This is a genomic window from Streptomyces viridochromogenes (assembly GCF_001270495.1).
Lineage (GTDB): Bacteria > Actinomycetota > Actinomycetes > Streptomycetales > Streptomycetaceae > Streptomyces > Streptomyces viridochromogenes_A.
The window spans coordinates 110989-128651 of the sequence record NZ_LGUR01000173.1; the positions used below are offsets into that span (position 1 = coordinate 110989).

Consider the following 17663-nt stretch of genomic DNA (forward strand, 5'->3'; position numbering starts at 1 on the left):
CCGCTTCCATATACCGCGTTCGTGGTACGACGGCTAAGAACTCGGTCCGTTCTGTGACCCGCCGACTGCGGGTTCGTCGTGGCTGGTCGCGCCCACGCGGCGGTAGCCGCATGTCGATGACGGCCCCGCGCCCCTGAAGGGCGCCTGCTCGTCCGTCGGTATCGAGACCAGCCAGCGTGTGTGGCGGCGCGGGCGCAGGTACAGCGCCCAGTACAGGGTCGCCACCGCCGTTGTTCCACCCGTCCACAGCAGGTGCGACGCCTCCTGCTGGCTCAGGATATACACCAGGACCGCGATCAGCAGGACCGGCATCGCGGGCCACAGCGGCATGCGCCACGCCGGGGTGTGCTTGTGGGGAGCGCGGCGGGACAGCAGGGCCGCGACTGCGACGAGCAGGTACATCCCCGTCACCGAGACCCCCGTCACGCCGTACAGGGTGTCGAGGTTGACGAAGCACAGGGCGGCGCCGGGTATGCCGACCGCGAGGGTGGCGACCCACGGGGAGCCGAAGCGGCCGAGCCTGGCGAGGACTTGGTTCATCGGCTCGGGCCAGGCCTTGTCGCGGGCCGAGGCGAACAGCACGCGGGAGTTCTGGATGACCATGACGATGCCCGCGTTGATGATCGCCAGGGCCACGCAGAGGCTGACGAAGGTGCCGACCGCGGAGTTGGACCAGGCGGTGACCATGGAGCTGATGTCGCCGCCGGTCAGCTCCCCGATGTCGGACGCGCCCAGGGTGATGGCGGCGACCGGGACCAGGATGATCACGGCGGAGATGGCGAGGGTGGCCAGCACCGTGCGGGCGACGTTGCGGCGCGGGTGCTCCATCTCCTCGGAGAGGTAGACGGCGGTCGAGAAGCCCTGGGTGACGAAGAGGGCGATCGCGAGTCCGGAGACGATCAGCAGGGCCGTCACGGTGTCGGTACGGCCGTCCGCGCCCGCCACCTCCATGGAGACCAGGCTCGCGGGGCCGCGCTCGGCGTGCGCGAACCCGAGCACCGCCACCACGGCCGCGGCGATGACCTCCAGGACCAGGAAGACGCCGGTGATCCAGGCGTTGGCGCGCAGGTCGAGCAGGCCGGCGAGGGTGGCGAGCAGCATCACGCCGGCGCCGGCCAGGGACGGGTCGAGACGGACGATCGGTGCGAGGTAGTCGGCCGTGCCCATGGCGATCACCGGCGGGACGATCATGACGACCAGCACGGAGAGCACGAAGACCAGCCAGCCCGCGAGCCGCCCGGCCAGCGTGGACACCATCGCGTACTCGCCGCCCGCGCTGGGGATGAGGGTCCCCAGCTCCGAGTAGCAGAACGCCACGGCGACGCACAGCAGGGAGCCGATGGCGATCGTCAGGGCGGTGGCGGTGCCGAGCGAGCCGAACAGGTCGGGCACGACCACGAAGAGGGTGGACGCCGGGGTCACGCAGGAGAGCGTGAGCAGCGTGCCGCCGACCACGCCGATCGAGCGCTTGAGCTTCCGGGGGCTGTCCTGGGGGCCGTCCGACGCCTCGACGACGGCGCCCTCGACAGGGGTGAGGGTGTCGGTCACGAGGGGGATGCAACATTGACGGAAACCATCACGTCAATGGCTCATTACCTACGGAATTCGTTGTCGAATGGCATCTTGACGCGTGTTAGCGTTGCGTCAAAGCCGTGTACAGCACGACTTTCGAGCATGCGGGAACCGCAGCGCGGGCCCGCAAAAAAATGGGGCCGTCCGCGATCCGGACGGCCCCAGACGCTCAAGTCGGTGCGTCAGTGGTTGCGCGGGAACCCGAGGTCGACGCCGGTGGGGGCGTCCGCCGGGTCCGGCCAGCGGGTGGTGACGACCTTGCCGCGGGTGTAGAAGTGCGTGCCGTCGTTGCCGTAGATGTGGTGATCGCCGAAGAGCGAGTCCTTCCAGCCGCCGAAGCTGTGGTAGCCGACAGGGACCGGGATCGGGACGTTGACGCCGACCATGCCGGCCTCGATCTCCAGCTGGAAGCGGCGGGCCGCGCCGCCGTCCCGGGTGAAGATCGCGGTGCCGTTGCCGAACGGCGAGGCGTTGATGAGGGCCACGCCGTCCTCGTACGTCTCGGCGCGCAGCACGCACAGGACGGGGCCGAAGATCTCGTCCTGGTACGCCTTCGCGCTGGTAGGCACCTTGTCGAGGAGCGAGATGCCGATCCAGTGGCCGTCCTCGAAGCCGTCCACCGTGTAGCCGGTGCCGTCGAGCACGACCTCGCAGCCCTCGGCCGCCGCGCCCTCGACGTAGGACGCCACCTTGTCGCGGTGCACGGCGGTGATCAGCGGGCCCATCTCGGAGGTCGGGTCGTTGCCGGGGCCGATCTTGATCTTCTCGGCGCGCTCGCGGATCTTCTCCACCAGCTCGTCACCGATCGAGCCGACCGCGACGACGGCCGAGATGGCCATGCAGCGCTCGCCGGCGGAGCCGTAGGCGGCCGACACGGCGGCGTCGGCGGCGGCGTCCAGGTCGGCGTCCGGCAGGACCAGCATGTGGTTCTTGGCGCCGCCCAGGGCCTGGACGCGCTTGTGGTTGGCGGAGGCGGTGGTGTGGATGTAGCGGGCGATGGGCGTCGAGCCGACGAAGGAGACGGCCTTGACGTCGGGGTGCTCAAGGAGGCGGTCGACGGCCACCTTGTCGCCGTGCACGACGTTGAAGACACCGTCGGGCAGACCGGCCTCCGCCAGCAGCTCGGCGATCTTGATCGCCGCCGACGGGTCCTTCTCGCTCGGCTTCAGCACGAAGGTGTTGCCGCACGCGATGGCGATGGGGAACATCCACATCGGGACCATCGCCGGGAAGTTGAACGGCGTGATGCCCGCGACGACACCCAGCGGCTGGCGGATCGACGAGACGTCCACGCGGCTCGCGACCTGCGTCGACAGCTCGCCCTTCAGCTGCACGCTGATGCCGCACGCCAGGTCGACGATCTCCAGGCCGCGCGCCACCTCGCCGAGGGCGTCGGAGTGCACCTTGCCGTGCTCGGCGGTGATCAGCTCGGCGATCGCGTCCCGGTTGGCGTCCAACAGCGCCCGGAACTTGAACAGGATGGACGTCCGCTGGGCCAGCGAGGACTGGCCCCAGGTCAGGTACGCCTCCTTGGCGGCGGCGACCGCCGCGTCCACCTCGTCGACCGAGGCGAACGCGACCTTCGTGGTGACCGCGCCGGTAGCCGGGTCGGTGACCGGCCCGAACGTGCCCGACGCGCCTTCGGCGGTCTTGCCGCCGATCCAATGGTTGACGATCTTCGTCATGACCGGTTACTCCCTCACAGATGGCGGCGTCGGGTCGAGACGTGCCGTTCGTACAGCTCACGTGCCTTGACCGCCGACGGTCGGGTCGCGGTCTCGGCCACGGGAACATCCCACCAGGCCTGCGCGGGCGGCGCGCCCGACACTGTGTCTGCCGTTTGGGTCTCGACGTAGACACATGTGGGAGTGTCGGCCGTACGGGCCTGAGCGAGTGCCTCACGCAGGTCGCTCACGGTCTTCGCGCGCAGCACCCGCATGCCCAGGCTGGCGGCGTTGGCGGCCAGGTCGACGGGGAGCGGGGTGCCCGTGAAGGTGCCGTCGTCCGCGCGGTGGCGGTACGCCGTGCCGAAGCGCTCGGCGCCCGTCTCCTCCGACAGGCCGCCGATGGACGCGTACCCGTGGTTCTGCACGAGCAACACCTTGATCGCGATCCCCTCCTGCACGGCGGTCACGATCTCCGTCGGCATCATCAGATAGGTGCCGTCGCCGACCAGCGCCCACACGGGCCGGTCCGGTGCGGCCATCTGCACGCCGATCGCGGCCGGGACCTCGTAGCCCATGCAGGAGTAGCCGTACTCCAGGTGGTACTGGTCACGCGAGCGCGCCCGCCACAGCTTGTGCAGATCGCCGGGGAGGGAACCGGCCGCGTTGATGATCACGTCCGACTCGTCGACGATCGCGTCCAGCGCGCCCAGCACCTGCGGCTGCGTCGGCCGTACGTCGGGCTCGTCCGCCTCGTAACAGGCGTCGACGCGCTGCTCCCAGCGTTCCTTGTCCTCGGTGTACTCGGTGACATAGGAAGCGGGGACGCGGTACGCGTGCATGTCCAGGGCCGCGGTCAGCTCCATCAGGCCGCTGCGGGCGTCCGCGATCAGCGGCGTCCCGGCGAGTTTGTGGCCGTCGAAGGGCGCGATGTTGAGGTTGAGGAAGCGGACGTCCGGGTTGGCGAAGAGGGTGCCGGAGGCGGTCGTGAAGTCGGTGTAGCGGGTGCCGACGCCGATCACCAGGTCGGCGGTGCGGGCGAGTTCGTCGGCGGTGGCGGTGCCGGTGTGGCCCACTCCCCCGACGTCCTGGGGGTGGTCGTGGCGCAGGGAGCCCTTGCCGGCCTGGGTGGAGGCGACGGGGACGCGGGTGACCTCCGCGAACTCGGCGAGCGCCTCCTCGGCGCGGCTGTGGTGGACGCCGCCGCCCGCGACGACGAGGGGACGGCGGGCGTCGCGGATCGCCCGTACGGCCTCGGCCAGTTCGGTCGGGTCGGCCCCCGGACGCCGTGTGGCCCAGATGCGCTCGGCGAAGAGGTCGTCGGGCCAGTCGTACGCCTCGGCCTGCACGTCCTGGGGCAGCGCGAGCGTGACCGCACCGGTCTCCACGGGGTCCGTGAGCACCCGCATCGCGTTCAGGGCGGACGGAATGAGGGCTTCCGGCCGGGTGATCCGGTCGAAGTACTTCGACACCGGGCGCAGACAGTCGTTGACGCTGATGTCGCCCGCGTAGGGGACTTCGAGCTGCTGGAGGACCGGGTCGGCGGGGCGGGTGGCGAAGACGTCGCCGGGGAGGAGCAGGACCGGGAGGTGGTTGACGGTCGCGAGCGCGGCGCCGGTGACGAGGTTGGTCGCGCCGGGGCCGATGGAGGTGGTCACCGCGTGCGTGGACAGTCGGCCGGACTGCCGGGCGTAGCCGACCGCCGCGTGCACCATCGCCTGTTCGTTGCGGCCCTGGTGGTACGGCATGACATCGCCGTACTCGACGAGCGCCTGGCCGATCCCGGCGACGTTCCCATGGCCGAAGATGCCCCAGGTGGCGCCGATCAGCCGGTGCCGTACGCCGTCCCGCTCGGTGTACTGGGCGGACAGGAAGCGGACGAGCGCCTGTGCGACCGTGAGCCTCGTCGTTGAGGTCATCGGTACCTCCGTGTGGTCCGGATGGAAAGCAGATCCGCCACTTCCGTACGGCTCAGCCGCCCCGTACGGCTCAGCCGTCCCGTGCGACTCGACGGCCCGGATCGTGGACCTCCGGCGCGGGGCCGTAGCGGGCGGGGAGTCTTCGCTCGCACTTCGCTCCTGCCAAAGCAAAGCGGCCACCCGCGCCGGAGGCGTTCTGTGCGTCGGTGCTCCGCTGGGAGAACCGACGGGGAGTTACGGGACGTTCGTGTACGGGTCGTTCAGGGCCGGCCACGTTCGCGCCGTCGAGCCGCGGGTCGGCACAGGCTTGTGGCCCTGCGCGGCGGGACGTACGGCTCGTGGTCATGGGCTCTCACAGCAGTCCTACGGCAGTGTCCACCGCGGCGGCAACGTCCCCGTCCGCCGGGTAGAGCAGCGAACGCCCCACCACCAGGCCCTGCACGGTGGGCAGTTGGAGGGCACCGCGCCACTTCTCGTATGCCCCGTCCTGGTCCTCGCCGACCTCACCGCCGAGGAGTACGGCGGGCAGCGTCGAGGTCGCCATGACCTCGGCCATGTCGTCCGGATTGTCGGTGACCGGCACCTTCAGCCAGGTGTAGGCCGAGGTGCCGCCCAGGCCGGAGGCGATGGCGATGGATCTGGTGACGGCTTCGGCGGACAGGTCGTTGGCGACCCTGCCCTCGGGGGTGCGGCCGCTGATGAACGGCTCGACGAAGACCGGGAGTCGGCGCGCCGCCATCTCGTCGACGGCGCGGGCGGTGGACTCCAGGGTGGTGAGGGAGCCCGGGTCGTCGTAGTCGACGCGCAGGAGCAGCTTGCCGGCGTCGAAGCGCAGGCGCTGGATGTCCTCGGGACGGTGGCCGGTGAAGCGGTCGTCGAGCTCGAAGCTGGCGCCCTGGAGGCCGCCGCGGTTCATGGAGCCCATGACGACCTTGTCGTCGAGCGCGCCGAGCAGCAGCAGGTCGTCGAGGATGTCGGCGGTGGCGAGGACGCCGTCGACGCCGGGGCGGGACAGCGCAAGGCAGAGGCGTTCCAGCAGGTCGGCACGGTTGGCCATGGCCAGGCTGCGGCCGCCGACGCCGAGCGCGCCGCGGGCCGGGTGGTCGGCGGCGACGATCATCAGTCGGCCGCTGTCACCGAGGAGCGGCCGGCGTATGCGCCGGGCGGCGGCCTCCGCGACGGCCTCGGGGTGCCGGGTGCGGGTGCGGACGAGTTCCGCGATGTCGACGGTCACTTGACGGCCCCGGCGGCGATGGCGGCCTCGATCTCGTCCGGCGTCGGCATCGCGGAGGAGCACTCCAGGCGGGAGGCGACGATGGCACCGGCGGCGTTGGCGTGCCGCATGGTCTTCTCCAGGTCCCAGCCTTCGAGCAGCCCGTGGCAGAGGGAGCCGCCGAAGGCGTCACCGGCGCCGAGTCCGTTGAGAACGTTCACGGGCAGCGGCGGGACCTCGGCCTGGTCGCCCTTGCTGTTGACGGCGAGGACGCCCTTGGGGCCCTGCTTGACGACCGCGACCTCGACACCGGCGTCGAGGAGCGCGCGGGCGGCGGCGTGCGGCTCGCGGACGCCGGTCGCGACCTCCACCTCGTCGAGGTTACCGACGGCGACGGTGGTGTGCCGCAGCGCTTCCGCGTAGAAGGGGCGGGCTTCGGCCGGCCCGCGGCGGGAGCCGCTGATGTCACCGCTCCAGAACATGGGGCGCCAGTCGAGGTCGAAGACCGTGGTGCCGGACTTGGCGCGATGGGCGAGAGCCGCGAGCGTCGCCGTACGGCTGGGCTCCTCGCTCAGGCCGGTGCCGGTGATCCAGAAGATCCGGGCGTCGCGGATGGCGTCGAGGTCGAGCTCGTGGGCGTCGATCTCCAGGTCCGGGGCCTTGGGCTGCCGGTAGAAGTACAGCGGGAAGTCGTCCGGCGGGAAGACCTCGCAGAAGGTGACCGGGGTGGGCAGGCCGGGGACCGGGGTGACCCAGCGGTCGTCGACGCCGAAGCCCTGGAGGGCCTCGTGGAGGTAGGTGCCGAAGGGGTCGTCGCCGGTGCGGGTGATCACCGCGGTCCGCCGTCCCAGCCGGGCCGCGGCGACCGCGACGTTCGTCGCCGAGCCGCCGAGGAACTTGCCGAAGGACGTGACCTGCGGCAGCGGGACACCGGTCTGCAACGGGTAGAGGTCCACCCCGATCCGGCCCATGGTGATCAGGTCGTACGCCATCGGTGTCCCTCGGTCTCCTCGTCGCGGCTCCGGTGCCGACTGCGCGGGTCGGCCCTCCACGGTTTTGTAGCCCTGCCGGGGGAGGCCTGTCAATGTTTTGTCCAGACATTCGAACGAGGCCCGAGCCTCCGGGGGACGGGCGCCTGGGCGTCTGCCGGGGTCCGTCGGGAGGCGAGTGCGGGTTGTCCGGGGCTGGCCGCGCAGTTCCCCGCACCCCTGGGGGGTGCAGTGCACGTGGGTGACAGAGGCCGGGGCCGGGGCGAGACGCTGTCAATGTGCCGCGCCCATGCGCCTTTGCGTCAGCTGTGTCACGAAGGCCGCTTTCCTGTTACGCATGTCGCATGTACGCGCGCCCTGCGTCACACCCGGCGCACAGGCCCTGTCCGCCTCTCACCGGGCGTCGTTGACGGGGCACAGGCTTTGTGATCGCCAGCGCAGCGCACGGTACCCCCGACGACCGCCCCCGGTCGCCGCCGCGGCGCGCGCAGGGAGGTGCAACCGATGACCGACCGAATGCTCTGGTCCTACAAGGAGATCGCGGCGCACATCAAGGTGCAGCCGGACACCGTGCGGTCGTACCGCAAGCACGGGTTGCTGCCACCACCGGACCACGTGGAGGGCGGCAAGCCCTTCTGGTACCCGGACACGGTGCGCGCCTGGGTGGAGTCCCGCCCGGGCAACCGGGGCAGAAGGGTGGACTGACGTCCCCGGCCCCGCGGAAAACAAGCTGTGCCCCATCCGACCCCTGGGGCACAGTCCTCGCATGAACAGCTTCTCCGTCAAACCCACGCTCATCGGCGACAAGACCGTGCTCAGGCCGTTCACCGGGGCCGACGCCGACATCATGTGGGAGATCATCGAGGACCCCGAGGTCGAGCGCTTCACCTTCTCGCCGGACAACGAACTCACCCTGGAGCGGGTGCGTTCCTGGTACGGCTCCCTGTCCGACCGGCCCGACCGTCTCGACCTCGCCGTCACCGACCGCTCCACCGGCGAACTCGTCGGCGAGGTCGTCCTGTACGAGTGGGATCCGCATGCCCGCAGCTGCACCTTCCGCACGCTGATCGGCCCGCGCGGCCGTGATCGTGGCATCGGCACCGAGGCCACCCGGCTCATCGTCGGATACGGCTTCGAGCAACTCGCCCTGCACCGAATCGAGTTGGGTGCCTACAGCCACAACCACCGCGCCCTGCGCGTGTACGAGAAGGTCGGGTTCGTGACGGAAGGGATCCGCCGGGAAGCCCAGTCGAGGGACGGCGAGTGGCTGGACGAGGTCCTCATGGCCGTCCTCGACCACGAGTGGGCCGCCCTCGACTCCACGGCTCGATGACCGTCACCCCCGCCCCCGGTGTCGTCCCGATCGCCGTCAGCGCGGCCGGCACCGCGTCCAGCGTGATGGTCGACGTCACCAGCAGATCCGGCCGCAGCACACCCGCCCGAACCAGCTCCAGCATCGTCGGGTAGGTGTGTGCCGCCATGCCGTGGCTGCCCAGCAGTTCGAGTTCCAGGGCGATCGCGCGGGCCATGGGGACGGGGGTGGTGCCGGAGGCGGAGGGCAGCAGGCCCACCTGGATGTGCCGGCCCCGACGGCGCAGGCCGTTGACGGAGGCGGCGCAGGTGACGGGCGAGCCGAGGGCGTCGAGGGAGAGGTGGGCGCCGCCGCCGGTCAGGGCGTGGATGGCGGCCGCGGTGTCCGGCGTGCTCGACGCGTCCACGCACTCCGCCGCGCCGAACTTCCGCGCCAGGTCCAGGGCCTGCGACGAGACGTCCACCGCGACGACCCGCGCGCCCGAGGCCGCCGCGATCATCACCGCCGACAGGCCGACCCCGCCGCAGCCGTGCACCGCGACCCACTCCCCCGCCGCCACCCGGCCCTGCTGCACGACCGCCCGGAACGCCGTGGCGAACCGGCACCCCAGCGAGGCCGCCGTCGCGAAGGACATCCCCTCGGGTACGGCGACGAGATTGACGTCGGCGTGGTCCAACGCAACGTACTGGGCGAAGGAGCCCCAGTGCGTGAAGCCAGGCTGAGTCTGCCGTTCGCACACCTGCTGGTCGCCCGCGGCACACGCGGCGCAGCCGCCGCAGGCGCACACGAAGGGCACGGTGACCCGGTCGCCGGGGCGCCAGCCCGTCACCCGGTCGCCCACCGCCTCGACGACACCGGCGAGTTCATGGCCCGGCACATGCGGCAGCGTGATGTCCGGGTCGTGCCCCTGCCAGCCGTGCCAGTCGCTGCGGCACAGCCCGGTGGCCTCGACCCGCACGATCACTCCGTGGGGCGCGGGGTGCGGGTCGGGCACCTCACGTACCTCGGCCGCTTCCCCGAACCGCTCGAACACCACTGCCCGCATGCCGCTCTCCCTTCCGCCGCGCCGCACAGGTACACGGAGGTCATCGCGAACGCTAGACGCTCCGCCGACCTCGCGGGTAGGGCGACCGTGCGGTCGGTACAGCCCCGCGCCCCAGGTCAGCGGCGTGCGCTCACCTTGTCCCGCTCCGGCGCGGGCGCGGTGGCCGGGGCCGGCGTCGACTCCCCCTCACTCAGCCCGAACCGCTCGTGGAACCGCCGCAGCGGACCCGGCGCCCACCAGGTCGCCCGCCCCGTGAGGCGCATGACCGCCGGGACCAGAAGGCTGCGGACGATCATCGCGTCCATCAGCACCGCCAGGGCGATCCCGAGGCCGAGCATCTTGGTGTTGGTCACCCGGGACGTGCCTATCGCGACCATCACCACCGCGAGGATCACCGCGGCTGCGGTGATCAGGCCGCCCGTGCGCTGAAGGCCGTGCCGGACCGCCTGGTCATGGTCGCCGGTCGTGTCGTACTCCTCCTTGATGCGGGAGAGCAGGAACACGCCGTAGTCCATCGACAGTCCGAAGGCGACGCAGAACATCAGCACCGGGAGGGTCGTCTCGATCGAACCGGGGCTGGTGAAGCCGAGCAGGCCGGACAGATGGCCGTCCTGGAAGACCCAGACCACCGCGCCGAACATCGCCGTCAGGCTGAGTGCGTTGAGCACCACCGCCTGGACCGGGATGAGCACACTGCCCGTCAGCAGGAACACCAGCAGCAGGGTGACGATCGCGATGAAGGCGGCCGCCAGGGGCAGGCGTTCGGCTATCGCGTCCTTGGAGTCGACCAGGACCGCCGCAGCGCCGGTCACCTTGGTGTCGAACGGGGCCGGTGCCGCGCGCAGGTCGTCCACCAGACCCTGGGCCGGGTCGTCCACGGCCTCGCCCTTCGGCAGCACCGTGAAGTACGCCGACTCGCCCTTCACGAGCGGCCCGTCGACCCGCAGCACTTCCGGGAGCGCGGCTATCCGGTGCTTGTACGCGGCGTACTGCGCCTGCGTCGCGCGGCCCTGGGCGAGCACCTCCAGGCCGCCTCCGGGACTGCCCGGGAAGCCGTCACGGATGTGCTGCTGCACGACATGGGACTCGGCGGTCGACGGCAGCTGGCGGTCGTCGGCGGTGCCGAACTTCACGCCCAGGAAGGGCAGTCCGAGCAGGACCAGGACGGCGGTGGTGCCCAGGGCGAAGAAGGGGGCGCGGCGCATGACGAGATTGGCCGTGCGGGTCCAGGCCCTGCCCTCCGTGACACCGGGGGCCGGCTCCGACGGCTTCGGCTGTCCGCGTCGGAACAGGCGGCGCAGGTCAAGGGAGTTGACCCGGTGGCCGAGCAGGACCAGTGCGGCGGGGAGCAGGATCAGCGCGGCCGCCGCGGCCAGCAGCACCACCGCGATCCCGGCGTAGGCGAAGGACCGCAGGAAGTACTGCGGGAAGAGCAGCATCGCCGCGAGGGACACCGCGACCGTGAGGGCCGAGAAGAGGACGGTACGGCCGGCTGTGCGCAGGGTCGTGCCGACCGCCGTCAACGGTTCGGCGCCGGTGGCGAGTTCCTCACGGAAGCGGCGGACGATGAACAGGGCGTAGTCGACGGCCAGGCCCAGGCCCAGCGCCGTGGTGAGGTTCATCGCGAAGACCGACACGTCGGTGACCTCGGTCAGGCCGCGCAGCACCGCGTTCGTGCCGAGGATCGCGACGATGCCGATACCGAGCGGCAGCAGGGCCGCGACGGCGCTGCCGAAGACCATCACCAGCAGCACCAGGGTGACCGGCAGAGCGATCACCTCGGCGCGGACGAGGTCCTCCTGGATGATCGTCTGCATCTCGTGCCGCACCGCGACCGGGCCGCCGACGCTGACCTCCACCGGGCCGTGCGCGCCCCGGAACTCGGGCGCGATGCGGTCCAGGGTCTCCCCCGCCGCCTTCTCCTCGCCGGTGATACGGGCGGCGATCAGCGCCTCATGGCCGTCCTCGGCGCGCAGGGCAGGGGCCGCCGAGGAGTCCGCCTGCCAGTAGGAGCCGACCCCGGTGACGCCCTTCTCGGCGGCCAGGCGCGCGGTGATGCGCCGGGCCTCCGCGGCGACCGCGGGGTCGTCCACCGAGGCGTCGCCCGCGTCCACGAGGAGCAGGAGGTTGGGCTGGGAGGCGGGGAACTCGCGCTCCAGCGCCTTGGTCGCGTACGTCGACTCCGCGTCCGGGTCCTCCCAGCCGCCGCTGCCCAGCCGGTCGGCGACCCCGCTGCCGGCCAGCACGGCGAGCGCGGTGATCACCAGGGCCACGAGCAGCGACAACCGGGGCCGGGCCGTCACGAAGCGGGTCCAGCCTCCGACGCGCGGCGGCCTGTTGACTTCGGTCATTGTGCGGTGTCCCCTTCGCTCTGATCCGTGCCGTCGCCCTGATTCATGCGGTCGCTCTGATTCGTGCGGTGCGGAGCAAGGCAGCATGGAGCCGTCACTGCCATAGACTGGCAAACACGAGAACTCGCTCGCGTTTCTCCAGAATGCGAGCGACCACTCGTCTTTGTCAATCGCGTCCGGAGAACTGGGGATAACGCGTGCCCGCCAACCAGGAGAAGGAACAGCCGCGCCGCCGCCAGGCCCGCGGCGAGCGCCGTATCGCCCAGCTGCTCGAAGCCGCGGCCGCCGTCTTCACCACCAGCGGCTACACGGCCGCCAGCACCAACGCCATCGCCCGCGAGGCCGGCGTCTCACCGGGCACGCTGTACCAGTTCTTCCCGAACAAGGAAGCGATCGCGATCGAGCTGGGCGACCGGCTCATGCGCGAGATGCGCGAGACGTTCGGCGAGGCGCTCGCGCCGGTCGATCCCGCGACCCCGCTGGAGGAGGCCGTCGGCTCGGCCGTCGACCGGTTCATCGCCTTCAACTGCGACCACCCGGTGTTCTTCGCGCTGATGCACGGCCCAGACATCCCCGGCCGCATGGCCGAGGAACACGACGCCCTGCACGCGACCCTGCTGTCCCGGATCGAGGGGCTGCTCTCCTCGTTCCTGCCCGACGCCGACCCGGGCGACCTCACCCGGACCTCCCATATGTGCCTGGGCCTGTACAAGGCCGGCCTGGAGCTGGTCCTCGCCCACGAGGGCGCCGAACGCGACGCCTACATCCAGGAGCTGAAGTACGCCCTGATCCGCTATCTCGATCCGCTGGTGGGTGACAGGCTCGGTCACCTCGACCCGCTTCCCGGCCACGCCGACCCTTCTTGGAGAAATACCCCGTAGGGGTATACCGTGGTAGAGGAGGGGCCCCGCGGGTCGCCGCGGGCCCCGTCAACCCCACATGCCCGACGAGGAGAACGACATGACCGCGCAGACCGACACCCCGGGTTCCGTCACCGCCATCTACAAGGTGAGCGGCATGAGCTGCGGACACTGCGAGGGAGCCGTCTCCGGTGAGCTCTCCGAACTCCCCGGTGTCAGCTCGGTGAAGGCCGTCGCCTCGACCGGCGAGGTCACCGTCGTCTCCGCGGCCCCGCTGGACGAGGAGGCCGTGCGCGCGGCCGTCGACGAGGCGGGCTTCGAGCTGGTCGCCAAGATCTGAGCCTGAGATGCCCCGCACCACCGACCAACCTGCGATAGCCGGGGCGGCCGAAGTCGAGTTGCTCATCGGCGGGATGACCTGCGCCTCCTGCGCGGCCCGCGTCGAGAAGAAGCTCAACCGCATGGACGGCGTGACCGCCACGGTGAACTACGCGACGGAGAAGGCGAAGGTCAGCTACCCCGCGGGCATCCAGGTCGCCGACCTGATCGCCACCGTGGAGAAGACGGGCTACACCGCCGCGGAACCGGCTCCCCCGGAACCCGCGCCACAAGAGCCACTGCGGCCACAGCAGCCGCAAGAGGCTCCGGGGGAAGCCCAGGAGGGCCCCGAACCGGCCTCCTACCGCCAACGCCTCACCGTCTCCGCCCTGCTCGCCGTCCCGGTCATCCTGCTGTCGATGGTCCCGGCCCTCCAGTTCGACAACTGGCAGTGGCTCGCGCTCACCCTCGCCTCGCCGGTCGTCGTCTGGGGCGGACTGCCCTTCCACCGGGCCGCCTTCACCAACGCCCGGCACGGCGCCGCGACCATGGACACGCTGATCTCGATGGGCACCCTGGCGGCGTACGGCTGGTCGCTGTGGGCGCTGTTCCTCGGCGACGCGGGCATGAGCGGCATGCACGACACCTTCGCGTTCACGGTCGCGCGCGTGGACGGCGCCTCGCAGATCTATCTCGAAGTGGCCTCCGGGGTCGTCACCTTCATCCTCCTCGGCCGCTACCTGGAGGCACGCGCCAAGCGCCGCGCTGGAGCCGCGCTGCGGGCGCTGATGGAGCTCGGCGCGAAGGACGCGTCCGTGCTGCGGGACGGCCGTGAGGTCCGCGTCCCGGTGGACAGGCTGGTCGTCGGTGACCGGTTCGTCGTACGGCCCGGCGAGAAGATCGCCACCGACGGCACGGTCGTCGAGGGCACGTCGGCGGTGGACGCCGCCATGCTGACCGGTGAGTCGGTGCCGGTGGACGTGACGGTCGGGGACGCGGTGACCGGGGCGACCGTCAACGCCGGGGGCCGGCTGGTCGTGGAGGCGAGCCGGGTCGGCGCCGACACACAGCTCGCGCGGATGGCGAGGCTGGTGGAGGACGCGCAGAACGGCAAGGCCGAGGTGCAGCGGCTCGCCGACCGGATCTCCGCGGTCTTCGTGCCGACGGTCATCGTCCTCGCGGTCGCCACCTTCGGGGCGTGGCTCGGCATCACCGACGACACGGTCGCCGCGTTCACCGCGGCCGTCGCGGTGCTGATCATCGCCTGCCCCTGCGCGCTGGGCCTCGCCACGCCCACGGCCCTGATGGTCGGCACCGGACGCGGGGCGCAGCTCGGCATCCTCATCAAGGGCCCCGAGGTGCTGGAGTCCACGCGCCGGGTCGACACCGTCGTCCTGGACAAGACCGGCACGGTCACCACGGGCCGGATGACGCTGCAGAAGGTGTACGTCGCGGAGGGCACCGACGAGGAGGAGGTGCTGCGGCTCGCGGGGGCCGTGGAGCACGCCTCCGAGCATCCCGTCGCGCGGGCGATCGCCGCGGGCGCGCAGGAGCGAAGCGAGATGCGGGTCCCCCCGGCCGAAGGCTGGGGGAGGGTCGGACGGCTGCCGGAGGTAACGGGCTTCGAGAACGTGCCCGGGCGCGGCGTACGCGCACGCGTGGAGGGCCGTGACGTGGCCGTGGGGCGCCTCTTCGACGCGCTGCCCACCGGGCTGGCCCGCGCGAAGGAAGAGGCCGAGAGGGACGGCCGTACGGCCGTCGTGGTCGGGTGGGACGGAATGGCGCGCGGTGTCCTCGCCGTCGCGGACGCGGTGAAGGAGACCAGCGCCGAGGCGGTGCGCGAGCTGCGGGCGCTGGGGCTCACTCCGGTGCTGCTGACCGGGGACAACCGGGCGGTCGCCGAGGCGGTGGCGGACGCGGTCGGTATCGATCAGGTGATCGCGGAAGTCCTGCCCGAGGACAAGGTCGAGGTGGTACGGCGGCTGCGGCGCGAGGGGCAGTGCGTGGCCATGGTCGGCGACGGCGTCAACGACGCGGCCGCGCTTGCCACCGCCGATCTGGGTCTTGCCATGGGGACGGGGACGGACGCGGCGATCGAGGCGAGCGATCTGACGCTGGTGCGCGGCGATCTCCGGGTGGCGGCGGACGCCATCCGGCTGTCGCGGCGGACGCTGGCCACGATCAAGGGCAACCTGGTGTGGGCCTTCGGGTACAACGTGGCCGCGTTGCCGCTGGCCGCGGCGGGGTTGCTGAACCCGATGATCGCGGGGGCGGCGATGGCCTTCTCCTCGGTGTTCGTGGTGACGAACAGCTTGCGACTGCGGACGTTCCGGTGAATTCGTAGTAAGAACCCCGCTGGGCCCCTCTGGAGTCCGACGCCCGGCTCACATAAGCTCTTCACAAGGCTCGCGCATCATCCTTACGCTTGGGTCCCGATCGGCATTTCGGGGCTCTTGCGCATCTAACGGACATATGCAAGAGACGCAGATCACAGTGATGTGAAGGTAACCATCGAAGGGGTTCGAAGGTCTAAGTTGACGATGTCAGGCAGCGTCTTGGGGGGCGCTAACTGGCATCTGAGGATGTCTTGGGGGACTTCCTCAGAGTTGCGTTGCCGGGGCACGCACTTCGGGAAGCTTTGAGCGGCCCTCCCGAGCGTGCGCTGTCCCGGCAGACCGCACACCACAACCCCATACATGAGTACGACGAGTTTTGCTCGTTCTGCTCAAACGGCAACACCGAAAGACGAAAGACAGCGAATTCAGGCGCTGCTCTCTCAGACGCCCGGCCGGATCCCGTGGGGGGAATCCGCACCGGGACATGGGAAGGCGCCCTGGACGTCGGCCCGTGGGGGGACCGCCGCCAGGGCGCCTTCTTTATTCCGCGCGTCTGTGCCACCCGCACATCTCCGCCACCCGCGCGGGCGCGCGAGCCCTCGAACGCACAAGAGCCCCGCACCCGACCGAAGCCGGGCACGAGGCTCTGAGAACCGGGCTCAGCGCTGCTCGACGGGACCGAAGCCGCGCTCGACCAAGGCGCCCGAAGCCCAGGGACCGCAGCGCCGTAACGGGGGCACCGGCGAACCCGGCGCCCCCACCGGCAGGTGTCAGCGCTGCTCGACGGGAACGAAGTCGCGCTCGACCACGCCCGTGTAGATCTGGCGCGGGCGGCCGATGCGGGAGCCCGGCTCCTTGATCATTTCGTGCCACTGGGCGATCCAGCCCGGGAGGCGGCCGAGGGCGAACAGGACCGTGAACATCTCGGTCGGGAAGCCCATGGCCCGGTAGATCAGGCCGGTGTAGAAGTCGACGTTCGGGTAGAGGTTGCGCGAGACGAAGTACTCGTCGGAGAGCGCGTGCTCCTCCAGCTTCAGGGCGATGTCCAGCAGCTCGTCGGACTTGCCGAGGGCCGACAGGACGTCGTGCGCCGCGGCCTTGATGATCTTCGCACGCGGGTCGAAGGACTTGTACACCCGGTGGCCGAAGCCCATCAGGCGGACGCCGTCCTCCTTGTTCTTCACCTTGCGGATGAAGGAGTCGACATCGCCGCCGTTGGCCTGGATGCCCTCCAGCATCTCCAGGACGGACTGGTTGGCGCCGCCGTGCAGCGGGCCCCAGAGGGCGGAGATGCCGGCGGAGATCGACGCGAACATGTTCGCCTGCGACGAGCCCACCAGACGGACCGTCGACGTCGAACAGTTCTGCTCGTGGTCCGCGTGCAGGATCAGCAGCTTGTCGAGCGCGGCGACGACGACCGGGTCGAGCTCGAACTCCTGCGCCGGCACCGAGAACGTCATCCGCAGGAAGTTCTCGACGTAACCGAGGTCGTTGCGCGGGTAGACGAACGGGTGGCCGATCGACTTCTTGTACGCGTACGCCGCGATCGTCGGAAGCTTGGCGAGCAGACGGATCGTCGAGAGGTTGCGCTGCGTCTCGTCGAACGGGTTGTGGCTGTCCTGGTAGAAGGTGGACAGCGCGGAGACGACCGACGACAGCATGGCCATCGGGTGGGCGTCGCGCGGGAAGCCCTTGTAGAAGTTCTTGACGTCCTCGTGCAGCAGGGTGTGCTGCGTGATGTCGTTCTTGAAGTTCGAGAGCTCGTCGACGGTCGGCAGCTCACCGTTGATCAGCAGGTAGGCCACCTCCAGGAAGGTGGAGCGCTCGGCCAGCTGCTCGATCGGGTAGCCGCGGTAGCGGAGGATGCCCGCCTCGCCGTCGAGGTAGGTGACGGCGGATTTATAGGCGGCGGTGTTGCCGTAGCCGCTGTCCAGCGTCACCAGACCGGTCTGGGCACGCAGCTTGCCGATGTCGAAGCCCTTGTCGCCGACGGTGCTGTCAATCACCGGGTAGGTGTACTCGCCGTCGCCGTACCGCAGTACTACAGAGTTGTCGCTCACGTCTTCCCTCACCGACGTTGTGCC

At 70.6% G+C, this 17663-nt stretch carries 13 protein-coding genes and 1 pseudogene; 5 read left to right on the forward strand and 9 right to left on the reverse strand.

Features of this window, described 5'->3' with window-relative positions:
* Positions 1-33: 33 nt before the first annotated feature.
* The 6 genes and pseudogenes from ADK36_RS17635 to iolC all read right to left on the reverse strand — a co-directional run bounded on the left by ADK36_RS17635 (position 34) and on the right by iolC (position 7360).
* The gene (locus ADK36_RS17635) at positions 34-1548 is read right to left on the reverse strand and encodes an APC family permease (protein ID WP_234329790.1); all 1515 of its coding nucleotides are present in this window, start codon (positions 1546-1548) and stop codon (positions 34-36) included.
* A gap of 206 nt (positions 1549-1754) precedes the next feature.
* Complete coding sequence (mmsA, locus tag ADK36_RS17640; RefSeq protein WP_048585948.1) at positions 1755-3257, reverse strand: CoA-acylating methylmalonate-semialdehyde dehydrogenase; 1503 nt, start codon at positions 3255-3257, stop codon at positions 1755-1757.
* A 14-nt stretch (positions 3258-3271) separates the two neighbouring features.
* Positions 3272-5155, reverse strand: coding sequence for a 3D-(3,5/4)-trihydroxycyclohexane-1,2-dione acylhydrolase (decyclizing) (gene iolD / locus ADK36_RS17645; RefSeq protein ID WP_053198214.1), 1884 nt, complete (start codon positions 5153-5155; stop codon positions 3272-3274).
* 106 nt (positions 5156-5261) lie between these two features.
* Positions 5262-5369 (reverse strand): annotated as a pseudogene (locus tag ADK36_RS50240) (5-deoxy-glucuronate isomerase); the annotation flags it as partial.
* Positions 5370-5507: 138 nt separating this feature from the next.
* Positions 5508-6389 (reverse strand): Cgl0159 family (beta/alpha)8-fold protein, encoded by an 882-nt coding sequence (locus ADK36_RS17650; protein WP_048585950.1) that lies wholly within the window; start codon positions 6387-6389, stop codon positions 5508-5510.
* Entirely contained in the window at positions 6386-7360 is a 975-nt protein-coding gene (gene iolC / locus ADK36_RS17655; RefSeq protein ID WP_053198216.1) for a 5-dehydro-2-deoxygluconokinase, read from the reverse strand. The genes ADK36_RS17650 and iolC overlap by 4 nt, the downstream gene beginning before the upstream one ends.
* A gap of 501 nt (positions 7361-7861) precedes the next feature.
* Here iolC and ADK36_RS17660 point away from each other — a divergent pair.
* Positions 7862-8062: a helix-turn-helix transcriptional regulator gene (locus ADK36_RS17660; RefSeq protein ID WP_048585952.1), complete on the forward strand. Its 201-nt coding sequence runs from the start codon at positions 7862-7864 to the stop codon at positions 8060-8062.
* Between the two features lie 61 nt (positions 8063-8123).
* Positions 8124-8690, forward strand: a complete 567-nt coding sequence (locus ADK36_RS17665; RefSeq protein WP_048585953.1) for a GNAT family N-acetyltransferase — start codon at positions 8124-8126, stop codon at positions 8688-8690.
* On the opposite strand, the gene ADK36_RS17670 is transcribed toward ADK36_RS17665, so the two are convergent.
* Both ADK36_RS17670 and ADK36_RS17675 read right to left on the reverse strand, forming a co-directional pair.
* Positions 8638-9714 (reverse strand): zinc-dependent alcohol dehydrogenase family protein, encoded by a 1077-nt coding sequence (locus tag ADK36_RS17670; protein ID WP_048585954.1) that lies wholly within the window; start codon positions 9712-9714, stop codon positions 8638-8640. The two genes, ADK36_RS17665 and ADK36_RS17670, sit on opposite strands and share 53 nt — an antisense overlap.
* 116 nt (positions 9715-9830) lie before the next feature.
* On the reverse strand, positions 9831-12065 hold the full coding sequence (locus ADK36_RS17675; RefSeq protein WP_048585955.1) for an MMPL family transporter: 2235 nt from the start codon (positions 12063-12065) through the stop codon (positions 9831-9833).
* Between the two features lie 197 nt (positions 12066-12262).
* Here ADK36_RS17675 and ADK36_RS17680 point away from each other — a divergent pair, with 197 nt between their 5' ends.
* From ADK36_RS17680 to ADK36_RS17690, 3 genes are all read left to right on the forward strand, one after another.
* Positions 12263-12946: a TetR family transcriptional regulator gene (locus ADK36_RS17680; RefSeq protein ID WP_053198217.1), complete on the forward strand. Its 684-nt coding sequence runs from the start codon at positions 12263-12265 to the stop codon at positions 12944-12946.
* 79 nt (positions 12947-13025) lie between these two features.
* Positions 13026-13265 carry a heavy-metal-associated domain-containing protein gene (locus ADK36_RS17685; RefSeq protein WP_048585985.1) on the forward strand — a complete coding sequence of 80 codons (240 nt, stop codon included), beginning with the start codon at positions 13026-13028 and terminating at the stop codon, positions 13263-13265.
* Between the two features lie 7 nt (positions 13266-13272).
* Positions 13273-15579, forward strand: coding sequence for a heavy metal translocating P-type ATPase (locus tag ADK36_RS17690; protein WP_048585957.1), 2307 nt, complete (start codon positions 13273-13275; stop codon positions 15577-15579).
* 770 nt (positions 15580-16349) lie between these two features.
* On the opposite strand, the gene ADK36_RS17695 is transcribed toward ADK36_RS17690, so the two are convergent.
* The gene (locus ADK36_RS17695) at positions 16350-17639 is read right to left on the reverse strand and encodes a citrate synthase (RefSeq protein ID WP_048585958.1); all 1290 of its coding nucleotides are present in this window, start codon (positions 17637-17639) and stop codon (positions 16350-16352) included.
* Positions 17640-17663: the final 24 nt, after the last annotated feature.

Excerpts from the sequence above, each read along its gene's own strand:
- ADK36_RS17665 (WP_048585953.1), top strand. The coding sequence starts at position 8,124 with ATGAACAGCTTCTCCGTCAAACCCACGCTCATCGGCGACAAGACCGTG.
- iolD (WP_053198214.1), bottom strand. The coding sequence starts at position 5,155 with ATGACCTCAACGACGAGGCTCACGGTCGCACAGGCGCTCGTCCGCTTC.
- ADK36_RS17670 (WP_048585954.1), bottom strand. The coding sequence starts at position 9,714 with ATGCGGGCAGTGGTGTTCGAGCGGTTCGGGGAAGCGGCCGAGGTACGT.
- ADK36_RS17660 (WP_048585952.1), top strand. The coding sequence starts at position 7,862 with ATGACCGACCGAATGCTCTGGTCCTACAAGGAGATCGCGGCGCACATC.
- mmsA (WP_048585948.1), bottom strand. The coding sequence starts at position 3,257 with ATGACGAAGATCGTCAACCATTGGATCGGCGGCAAGACCGCCGAAGGC.
- iolC (WP_053198216.1), bottom strand. The coding sequence starts at position 7,360 with ATGGCGTACGACCTGATCACCATGGGCCGGATCGGGGTGGACCTCTAC.
- ADK36_RS17675 (WP_048585955.1), bottom strand. The coding sequence starts at position 12,065 with ATGACCGAAGTCAACAGGCCGCCGCGCGTCGGAGGCTGGACCCGCTTC.
- ADK36_RS17690 (WP_048585957.1), top strand. The coding sequence starts at position 13,273 with ATGCCCCGCACCACCGACCAACCTGCGATAGCCGGGGCGGCCGAAGTC.
- ADK36_RS17685 (WP_048585985.1), top strand. The coding sequence starts at position 13,026 with ATGACCGCGCAGACCGACACCCCGGGTTCCGTCACCGCCATCTACAAG.